The 17,201-nt window shown below is 58.7% G+C and carries 17 protein-coding genes and 2 pseudogenes; 4 read left to right on the top strand and 15 right to left on the bottom strand.

What is annotated here, in order from left to right; all coding sequences use genetic code 11:
• Window positions 1-15: 15 nt before the first annotated feature.
• From pepT to ACZ1HE_RS08885, 6 genes and pseudogenes are all read right to left on the bottom strand, one after another.
• Window positions 16-1,260, bottom strand: coding sequence for a peptidase T (pepT, locus tag ACZ1HE_RS08910; protein WP_472620439.1), 1,245 nt, complete (start codon window positions 1,258-1,260; stop codon window positions 16-18).
• Window positions 1,261-1,542: 282 nt separating this feature from the next.
• The gene (locus ACZ1HE_RS08905) at window positions 1,543-2,175 is read right to left on the bottom strand and encodes a tetratricopeptide repeat protein (protein WP_472620438.1); all 633 of its coding nucleotides are present in this window, start codon (window positions 2,173-2,175) and stop codon (window positions 1,543-1,545) included.
• 10 nt (window positions 2,176-2,185) lie between these two features.
• Window positions 2,186-3,418, bottom strand: coding sequence for an adenylate/guanylate cyclase domain-containing protein (locus tag ACZ1HE_RS08900; RefSeq protein WP_472620437.1), 1,233 nt, complete (start codon window positions 3,416-3,418; stop codon window positions 2,186-2,188).
• A 505-nt stretch (window positions 3,419-3,923) separates the two neighbouring features.
• Window positions 3,924-4,808: a twin-arginine translocase subunit TatC gene (tatC, locus tag ACZ1HE_RS08895; RefSeq protein ID WP_472620436.1), complete on the bottom strand. Its 885-nt coding sequence runs from the start codon at window positions 4,806-4,808 to the stop codon at window positions 3,924-3,926.
• Window positions 4,805-5,270, bottom strand: a pseudogene (gene tatB / locus ACZ1HE_RS08890) (Sec-independent protein translocase protein TatB). The gene tatC and the pseudogene tatB overlap by 4 nt, the downstream one beginning before the upstream one ends.
• Window positions 5,271-5,276: 6 nt before the next feature.
• Window positions 5,277-5,504, bottom strand: a complete 228-nt coding sequence (locus ACZ1HE_RS08885; protein ID WP_472620435.1) for a twin-arginine translocase TatA/TatE family subunit — start codon at window positions 5,502-5,504, stop codon at window positions 5,277-5,279.
• A gap of 226 nt (window positions 5,505-5,730) precedes the next feature.
• Between ACZ1HE_RS08885 and ACZ1HE_RS08880 the strand changes: the two genes are divergently transcribed.
• Window positions 5,731-6,039 (top strand): hypothetical protein, encoded by a 309-nt coding sequence (locus ACZ1HE_RS08880; protein WP_472620434.1) that lies wholly within the window; start codon window positions 5,731-5,733, stop codon window positions 6,037-6,039.
• Window positions 6,040-6,072: 33 nt separating this feature from the next.
• The gene (locus ACZ1HE_RS08875) at window positions 6,073-6,738 is read left to right on the top strand and encodes a helix-turn-helix transcriptional regulator (protein ID WP_472620433.1); all 666 of its coding nucleotides are present in this window, start codon (window positions 6,073-6,075) and stop codon (window positions 6,736-6,738) included.
• A 100-nt stretch (window positions 6,739-6,838) separates the two neighbouring features.
• Here the strand turns inward: ACZ1HE_RS08875 and ACZ1HE_RS08870 are convergent, their stop codons facing one another.
• The 7 genes from ACZ1HE_RS08870 to ACZ1HE_RS08840 all read right to left on the bottom strand — a co-directional run bounded on the left by ACZ1HE_RS08870 (window position 6,839) and on the right by ACZ1HE_RS08840 (window position 13,889).
• Window positions 6,839-8,029, bottom strand: coding sequence for a peptidoglycan DD-metalloendopeptidase family protein (locus tag ACZ1HE_RS08870; protein WP_472620432.1), 1,191 nt, complete (start codon window positions 8,027-8,029; stop codon window positions 6,839-6,841).
• 67 nt (window positions 8,030-8,096) lie between these two features.
• Window positions 8,097-8,744 carry a protein-L-isoaspartate(D-aspartate) O-methyltransferase gene (locus tag ACZ1HE_RS08865; protein WP_472620431.1) on the bottom strand — a complete coding sequence of 216 codons (648 nt, stop codon included), beginning with the start codon at window positions 8,742-8,744 and terminating at the stop codon, window positions 8,097-8,099.
• Entirely contained in the window at window positions 8,741-9,523 is a 783-nt protein-coding gene (gene surE / locus ACZ1HE_RS08860) for a 5'/3'-nucleotidase SurE (RefSeq protein WP_472620430.1), read from the bottom strand. Before surE ends, ACZ1HE_RS08865 begins: the two co-directional genes overlap by 4 nt.
• A gap of 147 nt (window positions 9,524-9,670) precedes the next feature.
• On the bottom strand, window positions 9,671-10,777 hold the full coding sequence (locus ACZ1HE_RS08855) for an ABC transporter ATP-binding protein (protein WP_472620429.1): 1,107 nt from the start codon (window positions 10,775-10,777) through the stop codon (window positions 9,671-9,673).
• Window positions 10,778-10,844: 67 nt separating this feature from the next.
• Window positions 10,845-11,888, bottom strand: a complete 1,044-nt coding sequence (locus ACZ1HE_RS08850; protein WP_472620428.1) for a methyltransferase domain-containing protein — start codon at window positions 11,886-11,888, stop codon at window positions 10,845-10,847.
• 111 nt (window positions 11,889-11,999) lie between these two features.
• Window positions 12,000-13,106: a hypothetical protein gene (locus ACZ1HE_RS08845; RefSeq protein WP_472620427.1), complete on the bottom strand. Its 1,107-nt coding sequence runs from the start codon at window positions 13,104-13,106 to the stop codon at window positions 12,000-12,002.
• A gap of 3 nt (window positions 13,107-13,109) precedes the next feature.
• Complete coding sequence (locus ACZ1HE_RS08840) at window positions 13,110-13,889, bottom strand: SDR family oxidoreductase (RefSeq protein WP_472620426.1); 780 nt, start codon at window positions 13,887-13,889, stop codon at window positions 13,110-13,112.
• Window positions 13,890-14,073: 184 nt separating this feature from the next.
• On the opposite strand from ACZ1HE_RS08840, the pseudogene ACZ1HE_RS08835 reads away from it, so the two are divergent.
• Together ACZ1HE_RS08835 and ACZ1HE_RS08830 are read left to right on the top strand one after the other, a co-directional pair.
• Window positions 14,074-15,082: pseudogene (locus tag ACZ1HE_RS08835) on the top strand (Hint domain-containing protein).
• Between the two features lie 311 nt (window positions 15,083-15,393).
• A complete protein-coding gene (locus ACZ1HE_RS08830) occupies window positions 15,394-15,831 on the top strand; it encodes a c-type cytochrome (RefSeq protein ID WP_472620425.1) in 438 nt (145 codons plus the stop codon).
• Between the two features lie 562 nt (window positions 15,832-16,393).
• On the opposite strand, the gene ACZ1HE_RS08825 is transcribed toward ACZ1HE_RS08830, so the two are convergent.
• Together ACZ1HE_RS08825 and ACZ1HE_RS08820 are read right to left on the bottom strand one after the other, a co-directional pair.
• On the bottom strand, window positions 16,394-16,705 hold the full coding sequence (locus ACZ1HE_RS08825; protein ID WP_472620424.1) for a hypothetical protein: 312 nt from the start codon (window positions 16,703-16,705) through the stop codon (window positions 16,394-16,396).
• 126 nt (window positions 16,706-16,831) lie between these two features.
• Window positions 16,832-17,179, bottom strand: coding sequence for a BrnA antitoxin family protein (locus tag ACZ1HE_RS08820; protein ID WP_472620423.1), 348 nt, complete (start codon window positions 17,177-17,179; stop codon window positions 16,832-16,834).
• Window positions 17,180-17,201 lie beyond the last annotated feature (22 nt).

The following is a 17,201-nucleotide window of genomic DNA, read 5'->3' as shown; positions in this document are numbered from 1 at the left end:
CAATCCCCCGCCTGCCTAGACGGCGCGCTGCACCAGGCTCAGGCACACCTTTGTGGCCAGCGCCATATCCTGAACCGAAATCCATTCCTTTGGCCCGTGGATGCACTGCATACCGGTAAAGATGTTGGGCGTTGGAATGCCCATCTCGGTCAGGCGCGAGCCGTCCGTGCCGCCCCGGATCGGCACTGATAGAACCTCGACCCCGTTGTCGGTGCATGCCGCGCGGGCCAGTTCGACCGGGGTCATGTCATTTTCCAGCCAATAGCGCATGTTGCGATACTGCGGCGTGATCTCACAACTGATCTTGGCGCGCGGCTCGGACGCCTGCACTGCCGCGCAAACCTGCCGCAACAGATCGCCCTTGGCCGCCAGCCCGTCCAGTTCGAAATCGCGCAAAATGAACTTCAGCTCCATCTCGGACGAGCCGCCGTTCATGTCGGTAACATGGATGAACCCCTCGTCCCCGTCCGTGGTTTCCGGCTGCATCGTGGCCTGCGGCAGGGTCTGGATGATCTTGGACGCAAGATGCGCGGCATTCACCATCTTGTCCTTTGCGTAGCCGGGATGGATCGACACGCCGGTGACCGTCACAACGGCCCCGTCTGCTGAAAAGCTCTCATAGACGATCTCACCCACAACGCCGCCATCCAGCGTATAAGCGAAATCAACCTTCAGATCCTCGGCCAACCGGTTGTCGAACCCACAGCCAATCTCTTCGTCGGGCGTAAACGCGATCCGCAACGTCGGGTGCTGCACGCCTTGGGCATTCAGCAACTCCCGCGCCATTGTCATGATGATCGCAACCCCAGCCTTATCATCGCCACCCAGCAAAGTCGTCCCAGACGCCGTGATGATGTCATGCCCCACCTTGGTGCCAAGATAGGGGTGATCCTTAGGCGATAGCACAAGCTCTGCATCATCGGGATAAGTGATGTCGCCGCCGTTGTACCCCTCGATCACACGCGGCTTGACGCCGGTGGCGTTGAATTGCGGCGCCGTGTCCACATGGGCCAAAAACCCGATCGTTGGTCCCTCTACCGTGCCTGGCACGGTGGCGAGCACCACGCCGTACTCGGTCAGTTCCACATCCGCCGCGCCAATCTCGGTCAACTCCTGCTCCAGCAGGCGCAGCATGTCCCACTGGCATTCCGTGCTGGGGGTGATGCCTGTCGTGGCATCACTCTGGCTGTCGATGGCCGCATAGCGCATCAGACGGTCTTGCAGTTCGGTGTCAAAGCTCGTGTGGTCGGTCGCTGTCATGGGATCCCCAAATGCACGGGCCAGCACCAAACTGACCTCTCAAAGTATGTTTCGCCCATTCATTGCGCATGCAGACCAGTTCAGCAACTCATCAGTGCCGAGCATGAACCCGAAAACGACTTTGAGTTTGGTCCCAGCGGCCTTCAAAAAAAGACAGGGAGCTGTCATTGGCTGCAACAAAAGCGAAACACTTCTTCGCGGGACGGAGCTGCCCTTCGTTGCCGCCACTTTGATGACCGCTTTCGGAGATCTATCAGATCTCTGTGTAAACTCGCTCCGCAGTCATTCAGGGATACCGGCCGCACGAAGCGCCTTTAAAAAAGTATCAACCCAGGCCCGGTTGACTTCACTTTTGAATTCCCCAAGCGTGTCAGCCTGTATCGAGTACCCTGGGGCCACTGTCATCAGTTGCTCTGCATAGAGGCGCACGTCATCGGGGCGATCCACAAGGGTTGAAAGTACGATGAGCCTGACCAATGTTTGCGGCTTTAGGCGTACGTCCTGGGTGTCTGACGCGAGCACCGCGTCATAAAAGAAACGCGCTTCTTCGTACCGCCCTTGTCTCATTAAGGCATCGCCAAGTGCGCGCGGCGTCCAGTCGTGGAAGCGTGGCTGACGGCGCAGGACGTTGCGAAAAACCACCTCCGCCTCTTGAGGTCGATCCAGCCGTAACAAGGCCAGCCCGACACTGACCTCCACGTCGCCATTGGCTTTGGCAATATGTAGATCCACCTGATCCTGAGTGGCTGAGAAATCTTGTCGAGAAAGTGAAACCCAAGCCAACACGGCATGAGGGCCTGCATTTTCGGGATCAGCCTCAATTGCCTGTTCAGCATAGCCCCGTGCAATCGAAAAATCAGGCTCTGCCCAACCCATTGCCACTTCTTGCCAATGGGCCCAAGCCGCCATAGTCATGGCGCTAGAGTCATTCAGAATCCAGTGCCAACATTTCATTCGCAATGTTCTTGGCCCTGGCGTTTCCTGCTTGGTCCCAGCGTTGAAACGCGTCCACGACTTCAATGCCCAGGCGAATGCTTTCCAAGGTCGTCGCGTCGGAATATCTTGATCGCAGTGTGGATCCAGATCCAAGTTCTGCATCAACGTTAAAGGCGACTTGTTCTGCAATCTCATCCTGGATCTCAAACAACGCCTCAGGCGACAAAGCACGATCCAGCGTTTCTCCCCACAGCAAGCGGCCCTGTAGCGCGTCAACGAGTTGCGTTGAAACCCGAAGACTTCCACCCTGAACTTGATAGGTGCCACTGAGTACGTAGCGAACACTGTTGGCTTCCGCAGTTTCTTGCGCGGCAGAGACACCCCTTTTCCCGGGAATAGACTCGGCCGTCACAACCAACAAAATGGGAGAGCTGGCCAGAGTATTGATGAGGGTTTCGGTCAAACCACGACCAAGGTAATCCGTTTCCGTGCTATCAGCCAGGTTTTCGAATGGCATCACCGCGATGGACGGGTCCTTTGGCAATTCGAACACCATTTTATCTGGATCTGCGGGTGTGAAATCGGTGCGCTGGGACCACCAGACCCCGCCTAGTGCGAGCGCCAAAATGATAGAGGCCGCAATAGCAGCAAATCTTAAGGTGTTGGGACGGGCTTTTGGCGCGCTGGTTCGTTTCCCTGCCAGCTCTGGGTCAAGCAGCACTCGCCAAGCGCGGATTGGGCGCGCGATATTCTTTACCTGCACCTCGCTCAGGTCTTCAAAACCTATGTCATCAACATTGCGCAGTTGGTTGTAAGCGTCACCTGATAGGCAAATACCACCGGGCTCTGCGAGGGCTTCTAGGCGAGCCGCTATGTTCACGCCGTCGCCGTGAATATCTCCGTCCTCATGGAAAATATCGCCCAAGTGGATTCCGATGCGGTATTCGATGCGACTGTCTTTGGGCTGGTCGGCCTCTCGCTTGGCCATTTCTCGCTGAACGTCAACGCTACAGGCAACAGCCTCGACCACGCTGGGAAACTCTGCCAGCAACCCATCCCCGGTCGTTTTGACAATGCGACCGTGATGTTTGGCCAGCGCTGGATCGAAGAGGTCTTCACGATGGGATTTCTGGCGGTAAAGCGTGCTCGCCTCATCCTGTTCCATAAGGCGAGAGTACCCGACCATGTCGGTCATCATGATGGCTGACAGACGCCGCTCCAAATTGGCCCCTTTCTTTGTGAACGTATCGTAGCCACTCTGGACGCCTTACAGCAATGTCCTTGTTGAAATCGGACAATATTGAGACGTGTTCTTGAATCTGCGAACCGTGTGGCGGCTCGTCATCCCGAGGCCAGCAGAAACCCGACAACACTGGTAAGAATGGAGCTTTGTAGCAGACCCTTGGCCCGACCCGTCTGAACTTCGACACAAGAGTGGTCCGTTGATGCAAACCAGACCTTCGGGCAAATTGCAGCATCCGTCAAATTGGGCTCGAATCTTCCGTTCGCCGCATTTTGCTCGAGTATCTGCACAGGGTCTCACGCACCGCTTAGACTATTCCACGTGAATGGTCAGTTTACCGACAAACCCGAAGCTTAAAACAGAAACACCCTCGCCGCATTCAGCAAGGGTGTTGTTCTTTTTGTCAGCGGTTAAAGGCGCCGGATCAGGCGATCAAATGCGCCGGGCGAGAAGTTTGGACCCCGCGCCCCATACTGATCATACCTTATTTCAGATCATCACCGTGCTCGGCCAGATCATCATCCATTTCGGCGTCCATCTCGTCGTCATAGTAGCCATCAGCGCGCAGCTGTTCCTCGCGCTTCTTCTCGACGCGAGCCACCAGGAAGATCGACACCTCATAGAGGCCATAGACCACAACAAACAGGATGACCTGAGTGATCACATCCGGCGGCGTCACCAACGCGGCCAGCACCAGAATGGCCACCACCGCATATTTGCGCACGTTGCCCAGACCTTCGGCACTCACCAACCCGGCCTTGCCCATCAGCGTCAGCAATACAGGCAGCTGGAAACACATGCCAAAGGCCACGATGAACTTGATGGTCAGGTTGAGGTATTCCTGCGCCGAGCCCTGGAACACCACGCTCAGCGGTGCAGCCGTGGCAGTGTCGGTCACGGCCTCTCCCTCGGCACCAAACTGCTGGAAACCCAAAAAGAAATCATAGGCCAGCGGCGTGACAACGTAGAAGGCAAAAGACGCGCCCAGAATGAACATGAAGGGCGACGCAACCAGGAACGGCAGGAACGCGCCCTTCTCGCTTTTGTATAGGCCCGGCGCCACAAAGCGCCACATCTGCATCCCGATGTAGGGGAAGGCCAGCATGAACCCACCCAGAAGCGAGACCTTGATGGCGACGAAAAAGCCCTCTTGCGGCGAGATAAAGATCAGCCCGCAGTCCTGCCCGCGTTCATTCAGCACCTCACAGAGCGGCGCAGTTAGAAAGTTAAAGATCGGCGTCGCGACCGTGAAACACGCGATCATGCCCACCAGGAACGCGATCACACAGTGGATCAGCCGCGTGCGCAGCTCGGCCAGGTGTTCGATCAGCGGGGCAGAGCTGTCGTCGATCTCGTCGGTATGGCTCATGTTTTGGTCTCAGTGTCTGTGTTCAACGCCGCCTCGGCAGCCTCGGCCTTGGCCATCGCCTCTTCAGCCTCGCGCGCCTTGCGTTCAGCCGCTGCCCGCGCGGTCGAGGCACTGGATTTTCTTCGCAGCCTCCGCCCGTTCAGCCGCCAGCTTGCCGGTCTCGCTTTCAGGGTCGAACTTGGTGGGATCAATGGCGCTGGTCATCTCGCGCGCAGCGTCCTTGACGCCGTCCATGGCCGCCCCCATCGGGTTCGACGCAGTTTTCAACCCCTTGGCAATGTCATTGACGCCTGCCTGATCGGCCGCGTCATTCATCGCACTGGAAAACTCGCGCGCCATGCCGCGGGCCTTGCCGACCCACCGGCCGACATTGCGAAAGAGCACCGGCAAATCCTTGGGGCCAACAACGATCAGCGCCACGATGCCGATCACCAGCAGCTCGGTCCAGCCCAGATCGAACATGCGAGTTTATACCTTGTCTTTTTCGGACACGGCTTCGGCTTCGGGGGTCACGTCCTTGGCCTCTTCCGCGGCTTCCTGCTCCAGTTCGGCGGTGCCTTCGTTGATGCCTTTCTTGAACGAGGTGATGCCTTTGCCCACTTCGCCCATCAGCGAGCTGATTTTGCCGCGTCCAAACAGGACCAGAACCACAACCGCGATCAGCAGGATGCCGGGAAGGCCGATATTGTTCAACATGTGATGTCTCCTCAACTTGGGTCCGCGCGCAGTGGCGCGGGGAATATCTCGGGCACAGGTCTAGCGCGGCGGCTTGATGCGGGGAAAGGCACATGGGTCCAGAATTCGTGCCCTGCTCCGGCAAAAGTGAAGTTTTCCGCCGCCGCCGAAACCCAACTGACAGGTTTATGTCAGTTGCCCTGCGATAGGTCCACCCCATCAAAGGTCAAACACAAGGAGTACCCAAATGACCCAAGTCGCCGAAATCGTCACCTTCTCGCTCGCCCCCGGTATCAGCGATGCCGAATTCGTCGCCCTCAGTCAGGCCTCAGAGGCATTTGTGCGCGCCACACCCGGCTTTCTGCACCGCCAATTGAGCAAAGGCGCGGACGGCCGCTGGACGGATTATGTGATCTGGCAAGACATGGAGACCGCACAGAAGGTGGCCGCTTCTTTCCCTCAACAAGAGTTTGCCCCCGCTTTGATGGCCGCGATTGCGTCTGGCAGTGAGCAAATGCGCCACGAAGAGGTGCACTGGCAGATGATGGCTGCTTGACGGTAGGTGGTCGGGCGCGGCAAGGATACGCCCATGCGCCGCACCGACCGCCTTTTTGACATCATCCAGATCCTGCGCGACGGCAAACTGCACCGCGCGCAGGACATCGCCACCCGGCTAGAGGTGTCGGTGCGCACGATCTATCGCGACATGGACACTCTGGTCGCCAGCGGTGTGCCGGTCGAGGGTGAACGCGGCGTGGGTTACATGGTGCGCGAGGCGATCACCCTGCCCCCGCTGACCCTGACAACCGAGGAGCTGGAGGCGTTGAACCTAGGGATGGCCATCGTCGCTGAAGCTGCAGATCCGGGGTTGAAAGCGGCGGCGCAATCGCTGGTCGACAAAATCGACGCGGTGCTGCCAACGCAAACGGTGGCCGAAGCAGACACCTGGAAATTCGCAGTCTACCCCTTTGCCGATGCGGCGCGTGGCTTTACCCACATGGCGCCGCTCCGATCAGCCATAAAGTCCCGCCAGAAACTGGCGCTCAAATACCGCCGTATCGACGGCACGCTGACAGACCGAACCATCAGACCGTTGCACATGGAATACTGGGGCCGGGTGTGGACGCTGACGGCCTGGTGCGAGACACGCGGCGATTTCCGCGTCTTCCGCGTCGATCTGATCGAAGAGATTACGCCCTTACCCGAACTCTTTGTCGATGAACCCGGCAAACGGCTCGAGGACTACACACCCTAGCCTATCACCTCGCCAAATCCGGGGGCGCTCCCGCCCGTCGATCAGGCATCAAAGATGCCCTCCTCCCGTTGGGCCGGGCCTCGCTGCCCTTCAGTACCCGCTACTGCAAATAGGGGGTCGGGTCGACGCTGTCGAAGCCCTTGCGCACTTCGAAATGCACATAAGCATTGTCACCCGAGCGCAGCTGAGCCAACTTCTGCCCACGTTTCACCCGGTCGCCCTTGTTGACCTCGATGTTCTCGACATTGGCATAGACGGTCAGCAGGTTGTCCTTATGGCGCACCACGATGATCGGCACCTGGTCCGCATCCGCAGTGATCGCCGCTACTGTGCCCTTGTCGGCTGCAACAACTGCCGAACCCGCAGCGGCGGAAATGTCGATCCCGTCGTTCTTTCCCTTCTTGTATGGACGAACGATCTTGCCGTTTACCGGCATCGACATCGCAGCAGTGCTGGCCTGCGTCGGCTGCTCCACCTTGACTGGTTCCGGTTCAGGCGCTTTGGCCGAAACCTTTTCGTCCGGCAGCGGCGCTGTGGCGCTTGGCGGGGTTGGGGTCGGGCTACCTGCACCGGGTTTTGTCACCGCTGCAGCAGAGGTCGTCGCCGCCGCGGCGGCTGTTCCACTGCTTGGCGCGGCCTGATCCTTTACGGGAATGATTAGATACTGCCCCTCACGCACGGCGAAATCTGACCCCAACCCGTTCCATTCAGCCAGGGATTTCACAGGAACCTGGTACAGCCGCGACACGGTATAGGCGGTTTCACCCCGGGCTACTTTGTGGCGCACGGGTTCTGGCCCAACTGGAGGTTTCGCTGCGGGTTTGGATGTTTGGGCCGGAGCAAGTGTCGTGCTTTCAACCGGCGTCGTATCCGGCGCCTGGTCGATCGCACTGCTCGCCAGCGACTCGATATCCACGTTGCCTGAGGCGGCGCTTTCGGGCACCCGGCGTGGCAGTGCCACCACTTCGCCCTTGCGCAACTTGGTATTCGGGTCCAGCCCATTGTACCTGGCCACTTCACCGGCAGGCAGGCCAAGCCGGTTCGACAGATCCGTCACGCTGTCGCCGGACCGTGCCACCGCCACTTGATAGTTGGGATAGGAAATAACACCGCGATCATCGGGCTTGGGGCGCGGCGCGGTTTTGACCGATTGCGCGGCTTCCGTGGTGCTGAACCCACCAAGTTGCCCCCGCAGGTCGTAATCCAGCGGGCCTTCGCACCCTGCAACCAAAGCAGCTGCCACACCGACAAATGCCAGTCGGGCGGGCGTGTTCCGAGTGGAAAATCTCATCTCGCTATCCTCAATACGCGCCCCCTGTTGTCCGGAGGTTTGGCGATACATTCTTTACAACTCGTCTCTAGCCGTCCTTGCCCAATCCCTCAAGCAAAGGAACAAACCGAACGGGCCGGATCTCGTCATAGTCAAAGCCGCTTTCCGTACGCCGTACCCGGATAAGGGTCTGCACCGCATCGGACTGGCCTACCGGCACGACCATGATACCGCCGATTTTGAGCTGCGCCAAGAGCGGTCCCGGCGGGTCTTCGGCCGCCGCGGTAACAATGATGCGGTCAAAGGGTGCCTGATCCGGTAAACCGAACGACCCGTCAGCCGTCATCGTGGTGATATTTACCAGCTGCAGCGCCTGGAAAATCTCTTGTGCTTCACGCACCAGCCGAGCGTGGCGTTCCACCGTATAGACCCGGCGCGCCAGCTTGCTCAGGATCGCCGCCTGATAGCCCGATCCGGTCCCCACCTCGAGCACCTTGTCGCGCGGGTTGACCTGCAAAGCCTGCGTCATGATCCCCACAACCGAGGGCTGGCTGATCGTCTGCCCGCAGGCAATCGGCAGCGGCATATCTTCGTATGCGCGATCGGTAAAGATGCCGCGTACAAACGGCCCACGATCGATCCCTTCCATCGCGTTCAGCACTTTCTTGTCTGTCACCCCTTTGGAGCGCAGAGCAAAGAGAAACTGCATTTTGGTTTGTGCGTCAGGCCCACTCATTCGATGTCCGCAAAGGCCTCCATCGCGTCATGGGCCGTCAGATCCGCCCGCATTGGCGTCACCGAGATATAGCCCTCCAGGTTCACCGCTGCATCTGTTCCAGGAGCGGTCATCACTTGCTGGTTGCCGCCCTTGATCCACAAAAATTGCTTTCCAGAGGGGGAGTTATGCGGCTCGACACTGAAACACGACCCACGCCGGAACCCCTGCGGCACGACACGAATGCCCTTGACGTTGCCCACGCGCACAGGCGGCAGATTGACGTTGTAGAACAATCGATAGTCCTGATCCTGATCAGGTGTCTTGGCCAGTATCTTTCGGATGACATCTACCCCGTGGGCACGCGCCAGTTCAAACGGCTCGTCAATGCCATAGTTCTGCGGACCGAAGTATTGCGACATGGCAATCGCGGGCAGACCTTGAAGAGCGGCCTCCATCGCGCCACCCAATGTGCCGGAATAAAGTGCATTTTCAGCCGAGTTGTTGCCCCGGTTCACCCCAGACAACACCAGGTCGGGGCGCGCGTCCTTCATCACGTGATGCAACCCTGCCAGTACGCAATCTGCTGGGCTGCCTTCGGTCGCATAGCGCCGCTCGCCCATCTTGGCGACCAGCATCGGGTGGGTGTAGCTGATGCAATGTCCGACGCCCGATTGCTCAAACGCAGGAGCCACGACCCAAACCTCTCCGTCAGGTCCGGCCAGTTCTGCCGCGATCTCCTCTAACGCGGCCAGTCCAGGCGCGTTGATGCCATCGTCGTTTGTCAAAAGAATGCGCATGAAACCGCCGCCCCATCTGGTTTTTGCCGATTTCGCCCTTGATAGACGCGCCCCCCGCAGGCGGCAAGCACACTCGCGCAGCCGGTTGGAAATTCAGACAACCGAGTCGTTCAGGACACAATCAGGCAATTCATGCGTTGCGCCCGTTCAGGCCGGGAACACGAAACAGCGATCCCGCCGCACTGTCAGCCACATCACCCGACCCGCCTCGGGAACAAAGACATTGGGCACCGTAGCGCGCAGGACAGATCCATCGAAATCCATCCGAAACTCGACCAGAGATTCATTGCCCAGAAACCGCGCCCGTTCCACAACGCCCCGAGCAGCCACCCCTGCAGCCGGTGTCGGCAACGGCCCTTTGCCGCCCCGATCAAAATCCAACTTCACATGCTGCGGGCGAAAGACGATCTCAACCTCTGTGCCATCCGGCACCCCGGGCGCCAGGAACTGGCCGAAAGGCGTTTGCGCCAAAGCGCCTTCAACTTTGGAGTTCAAGACATTGATATCGCTAAAAAATGCAACTGCAGCCTTGTCCATGGGACGGGTATAAACATTGTAGGGAGCACCGCGCTGAACGATCTTACCATCGCGCATCAGTGCGATCTCATCAGCCATCCGCATCGCTTCTTCCGGCTCATGGGTTACCAGCAAAACGGCAGTGTCTTCTTCTTTCAACAGCGCCAATGTCTCATCCCGGATACCATCGCGCAACCTGTTGTCGAGGCCGGAAAACGGTTCATCCATCAGCATGATCCGGGGCCGCGGCGCCAGGGCTCGTGCCAGCGCGACCCGCTGCTGTTCGCCCCCTGACAACTGGTGCGGGAAGTCGTCGATATACCTGATCAGATCGACCTTGCTCAGCAGCTCCTCGACCCTTGCGCGTTTCTCGGTTTTTGGCCCTTTCAGACCAAAGGCAACATTGTCAGCCACGCTCAGATGCGGAAACAAGGCAAAGTCCTGGAACATCAGCCCGATCTCGCGTCGTTCGGGCGGCACACGGAATCGCGTATCACAGATCAGTTTGCCATCGACATAAATCTCGCCAGCATCCTGCATTTCGACGCCCGCGATCATTCGCAACGTCGTCGACTTCCCGCAGCCGGACGGCCCCAGAAGACAAGTCACCTGTCCTGCCTGAATGGTCATCGAAACATCATCAACAACCGCGCGCCCGTCAAAGCGGCGTATCATATTGCGAATTTCCAACCGGGGAACCGCAGGGGCCTGTGTATCAAAGCTCAAAGCACGCCTCATCGCCTTTCCCGACCACTTTCATCGGGCTTTGAACGGGATAGCAACCCACCCCATCCGGCGCAAGGGATCAGCAGCAGCTGACCGCCGTTCCCGGCTCTTGGTTGAACGGGCTTTCGCCCCCGCAGCCCTCAAAGATGCCAAAATGCGTGTCAAATGAGCCGATAAACTCGAAATGGCGTGCAAACCGCGTATCCTTCAACATCATCCATGTGTTGCCGCAGACCGGGAAAACCTTACCTGCTTCAATCACATGGTGATCGTCCAACACAAACTCATGGGGCGCATGTTCGACCGTGCCCTTGTAGATCACGGCCTGCCCATAGTCCTCGCAGGCTAGCTCCAGTTCCGGCAGCTTGAACAGACGATACGTGGCCGACAGGAACGACAGCGGAGCCACCCGAGCCTCCAACTGGGGGTTCTCAATGGTCAGCGGGCGTTGGGTCACCCGGCGCGGATCGTCAAACCCCGATGCCTTGGCAATCGACAGAAAATCATTCCAATACAACGCCCCCGAAAGGCACTCGCCATACAGAACGTCATCCTCGGCCATCGCCTGCGGCACCCGGCGATCTGCGTAAACGTCCGAGAAATACATCTCCCCACCCGGTTTCAACAGGCGATGCACCCCGCGCAACACCGCACCCTTGTCGGTGGCCAGGTTGACCACACAGTTCGACACGATGATGTCGAACGAACCCGGCTCAAGGTCCAACTCATCCAGCTTCTCGATGAACCCGTGATAAAACTCTACATTGCTTGCGGAATGCCCAAAGGCCTCGGCGTGATAGTCCTGATGGGCGCGAGCGACGTCCAGCTGCGCGGGCGTCATGTCCACGCCCACAACGCGACCTGTTTCGCCTACCATAGCCGACAATGCATAGACATCGCGCCCCGCGCCGCATCCCAGATCCAGAATGCGCATACCGGTCAGATCCAGTGGAGCGATCAACCCGCAACCATAATACCGTGTCAAAACCTCGTCATGTACCAACGACAAGATCTTCTTCAGATGATCGGGCATCTCATCGGGTGTGCAGCACGCATTGGTCTGCAGATCCTCGCTCCCTTGCAGTACCTCGCCATAATAGTTCTGCACAGATTCATGCTTCATCTGACCGCCCTTTCCTTGATTGTCCCGACGCAGCTAGCCGCCCGCAAGCCACCCGGCAATCCGTCAGAGGCTCACTTAACACAACCGTGAAGGGGCGCGCACCCAATACTTCTACCCCAGCAAATCGAACCCAACTTCGGTCCGAACCCGCCCATTCACCTGCACCTGCAACAGATGCGCCCCCGGCACCAGCTTGAACGTGGTGGCATCGCCTTTGAGCTTGTGACGCTTGCGAAGTGTCAGATTGCCATCTTTGACCGTGGCCTGTTTCAACTTGTGAACCTTGGCTGATGTTTTGCCGCCAGGGCGTTGAAAATGAATGATATAGTCCACCAGCACAGGGACCTCATCGGCGTGGGCAATCGTAACCTCAAACTCCAGCGCGCCACCAATGCGCGCCTCACCGTCGATTCCCACAGTCACTCGGATGTCCGCCTCCGGGTCAAACCCCAGCATCGCCATAGCGCCCGGATGCCCCGCTTTGACCAACCCGCGCAGGGCATGAGACGTCATCCACCCAAGCTCTGGAGCATCCTGCACGCCCAGCGCCTGCCACTGCCCTAACCGCGCCAACACCAGATCTGGGTCTTTCTTGGCAATGTCGTTCAGATGGTTCGCCACCGACCGCGTGACATACCGGGTCTGGTCCCCATGCAACCGGTCCAGCAGCGGCAACGGATCATCCAGTGACAATCCTACGGCCATGCCCCAGGGCAAGCGGGGCCGCGTCCCCTCGCTCACCAACCGCCGCACGTGATAGCTGTCGTGCTCCGCCCAGCGCTCCATCCGCTCCAGAACTGCATCTGGCCAGCGGTTCAGAAAAGGGCGGATCGCCCATTCCATCGAAAACCGCTGCGTCAGTTCCGCCAACACATCCAGCGCAAGATCGGGGTGGTCAATCCCCACCTCGGCCACCCACTCACCCAACGGGGCAAAGATGAAATCGCCAAAGTCATCATCGTTCAAATTCGGATCCAGCGGCGGCGGCAGCGCGCGCAAAATCACCGGTGCCACATCCGGCAGCTGACCCGGCACCGCCTCGGCCAGACAAGCCGCGATCCAGGTCATCCGCTCTTTCAACTCCAGCTCCAGCAACCGCGACATGACGCGGCCCTGAAACGCCTCTGCATCAAAACTGTCAGACGCAAAAAGATCCGCCAAATAGCGGACCTTTTCGGCATTAAACAGCTGATCTTTCATCGAAAAACCGGAAGTCATGGATCACATCGTCATATTTGTGGCGCCACCATCCAACAGGATGTTCTGGCCGACGATGAATCCTGCATGTTGCGAACACAGGAACGCACAGGCCGCTCCAAACTCCTGACGTGTGCCATAGCGGCGCGCCGGGATCGTCGCCTCGCGCGCGGCCTTGGCCTCGTCCAGAGAAATCCCCTCCTGACCTGCCACCCCGGTGTCCAGTGATACGGCCCGGTCAGTGGCGTGAATGCCCGGCAGCAGGTTGTTGATCGTCACCCCATGCGGCGCCACCTGCCGCGAGGTGCCCGCGACATAGCCCGTCAACCCTGTACGCGCTGCATTCGACAACCCCAAAACGGCGATAGGCGCGCGCACGGATTGCGAGGTGATGTTGACCACCCGGCCCCAGCCTTTGTCCATCATCCCCGGCAACAGCGCCTTCATAAAGGCGATCGGCGTCAGCATGTTGGCATCCAGCGCCTTAATGAAATCGTCACGCTCCCAATCCGACCACATGCCAGGAGGCGGGCCGCCCGCATTTGTCACCAGGATATCGACACCCTGCGCGGCTTCGATCACGCGCGCTTGCCCCTCTTGCGTGGTTACATCCGCCGCCACGGTCTGCACGTTGACATTGTGCGCCGATCGAATGGCGTTTGCCGAAGCCTCAAGCGCGTCCACCCCGCGGGCGGTCATGATCAAATCAACGCCCGCTTCTGCCAAAGCCTCGGCACACCCCAGTCCCAACCCTTTACTACTGGCCGAAACCAAGGCCCGTTTTCCGGTGATTCCCAGATCCATTTCTCACTCCCAAGTTTATCCTGTACGGACATGCGTTGCCCCGAGTTAGCACCAGCCAACCTTGAAATGCCAGCAATTCACCGAAGCCTTGACCGATATCCGCCATAATCTGGCGGTATCGTGACTTGTAACGCAATCCGCAATCACACACTCTTTAAAACCGAACAAGCAAGAGCCAACACCCGTGACCGCAACCAGTCCAGTTCAATCCATCCCTGTTTACCGTGCCCACTGCTTCACTGTTGTAAACGGTGCCAACCTCGGGGACGAGATATCCTATCTGGACGAGTTGATGCTGGATGACATTTATGCGCTGGCAAATGGGGCAAGCCTGGACCGATTGGCCGTACAAGCCGATGCGGAAGGGTTGTTCGAGGTTGCGTCCGACACCGATTGTGGCACGCCCGGAGCACTCATCCATCTAGATTGCGCGCTCAACCTGATGTCGCCGGACGGGCAAACCACCGACGCCCTCATATTGGTCGAAGTTGATGAAACCGGCCACATTGCCGACGTATACCTGCTTCCGCTGTCTCCGCTCAACCCCAAGATCGAATACACACTGGTCGGGATGGACCGCGACAGTGCTCGACAGAAATTTGCCCAAGTGGCCTGCGTGTCGTTCACCCGCGGCACACACATCACCCTTGCTTCGGGTGCGCAGATCCGGATTGAGGATCTGAAAGTTGGCGACCGCATCCTGACACGGGATGATGGCGTACAGCAGGTTCGCTGGATCGGACAAAGCACGGTACGCGCGGTTGGTGAGCTGGCGCCCATCATGATCAAGGCCGAGCGCGCTCAATAACGAGAACGACCTGTTGGTCAGCCCGGACCACCGGCTTTTTGTCTATCAACGCTCCGACCAACTTGGAGCCGGACGCCCTGAGCTGCTGGTCAAGGCCCGACACCTCGTGAATGGAGAGACCGTTTTTGTGCAGAACGGGGGATTTGTAGACTACTTCCAGCTGCTGTTCGACAGGCACCACATCATATATGCCGAAGGGATCGCAGCGGAATCCATGCTGCTGGACCCCCGCACCAAACCCGCACTGCCGAAGGATCTGATCGACCGCATCGCGCCGTTGTTGGATCAACACGGGTCGGGAACCGATCATGGCTTGGACGTAGCAAAAGCGCTGCTGGATCGCCCCGATGCAATCGCACTTTTGAAACGCGCCTCGCGACACTGAAGACTACCCAGCGAATAGGTACTGCCCCCAACCTTCGCACAAGCGTCGCCAAATAATGCCGGGGGCTCCCGCGCCCGCGCGGTCCCGACAATGTCGGCACCGCTGGCGGCCTTGGGCCCGGCGCCGCGCTTTGCGCGACGCCGGGCCCAACGGGCGGAGATGTTTCGTCAGAAACACCGACGACGGGCGGGAGCACTTGCTTTGCCGCTGCTCACCATTGTCAACCGCTGCCAAACGCTGCAAAAATGTCGGCACACGCCCTCTTGATGTTGGTGAGAGGTTTTCAAGTTCTAAAAAAGCCCCGGAACCCCATGATCCCACACCGCCTAACGACCGCAGCTCTCCTCTTTGCAGCAACCACAGCTTTCGCGCATCAAGGGGTCCAGAACGCCGCCGTCAAAGCGCGGATGCATTCTATGATGGGGCTGGACGATGACCTCAAGCTTATGATTGCGATGGCCAAGGGGGAAACTGCGATGGACGCTAACGCCGCCCAAGCCGCCGTTCAGCGCATCCAGGCGGCAACACCCAAGATCACCACCCTGTTCAAAGCCCCCGAATCCGACCCCAAGTCCGAGGCCCTGCCCGCCATCTGGGACGAGTTTGACGCCTTCACCGCTTTGACCCGCGAACTGGAGCAGGCCGCCGCCAAAGCCGCCCCCACGATCCAGGATCGCCCCACCCTGGCCCAGGCCATCGCCAACATCGGCGGCGCCTGCCGAGCATGTCATAAGCGCTATCGAGAATAGGCGCCGTTCACAGCCCCCACCCCCTCCGCCTCTACGACCGCCGGGTGCATTGGACCTGACTTACCGCGCCACAGTGCAATCCTGATCCACACTTATTTCAGGGTTTCAGATCCCAGTATCTGACAGGTCGCGGCTTTCTTGTGATTAACGATAACCAACTGAAAGGCGCGCAGCTCCAATTCCAGCTCCGCCCGATTTCTAATCCGCGCACCTGGATCTCTGAATTTTGGCTTCCCCAGCCCTTTTTGGAAAGCGTCATGACTGTTCATGCACAACTCCAGTGCTTTGCGCTTTGCAAGCTGTGGATCCGGCCCAAAAACAAGCCCGGTTGCAAACACTCCGTTGGATGCGACGACCAACGTATGCCCAGCCTCGCGCGCATCGTTGATATTCCGACTTCCTGTTGTACTTGCAAAAAACGACGCACATCCTCCACCACCAGATGAAAAGGTTGAGCGTTTCTTGGGGGTTCGCACGCTTTCCAATGTCCACAGGCACCTCCGGTTCAGACCAGTCAGATGCAGGGACTGCTCAAAAGTTACGTCGTAACTGTCGGGAACTGTCACAGCCGCAACGCGGCATCCACCGCTTCCCCCGCTTTCGCTTCACAGGCCGCAATGGCAACATCGATCGCCAGATCCATGCTCTGATAACCTTGAGTTTCATGCCAAACCGGTCTGGCACCCTGGCTGACGGCAATTGCGCCATAAAACCCGGGGGTACCGCCACGTCGCCCACCCTGTCGGACGTGCCGTTTGACAGGCTTCGACAGGTCAACCTTCGGGTTCACGACATACTTGCCATCAGATGTCCCTGGATCCCAACTCTGACCCAAAGCGTAATCCGGCGAAACAACGACACTCAGACACAGCAATGCCCCATAAACCGCATTCCTAAAACACTTAGACTGAAACACCTAAATCAAATCCATTCTCAAACTGTTAGTCGGATGATTTGATAAGATCGACCCAGGAGCTTTACAAGCATAAGGAGAGCGCCCCTACCGCGAGAACTCCTCTTGAATACGCTTCGCCTCAAGCACCAGCCGGGGCAACGTATCGTCATACTGATGCCCGCTGATGTGCCCACTCAGCAGCGCTGTCCAATAGATCCGAAGCACCTGATTGATCCGCGCCTGATATCCCGGCCCCAGCTTGCGAAACCACCGCACCATATCCGCATCCAGGCGCAGGGTTACGCGGGTCTTGTCACGCACCGCCCCGTGCCAGGTGTCGATCCCATGCCAATCGTCGGGCAGGCTCTTGTCCAGCCACTCGCTTGCCAATCCATCTTGCAGCGCTTCCAGCTCATGCAGCATCTCGGTCCGCGCCTGTTTCCGGCTTACCATCGCGTTACCTCTCGTTAACGTG

Source organism: Falsiruegeria sp. JB4-1 (assembly GCF_055693495.1).
The sequence above is the reverse complement of the archived record's forward strand: the minus strand, read 5'-3'. Positions and strand labels throughout refer to the sequence as shown.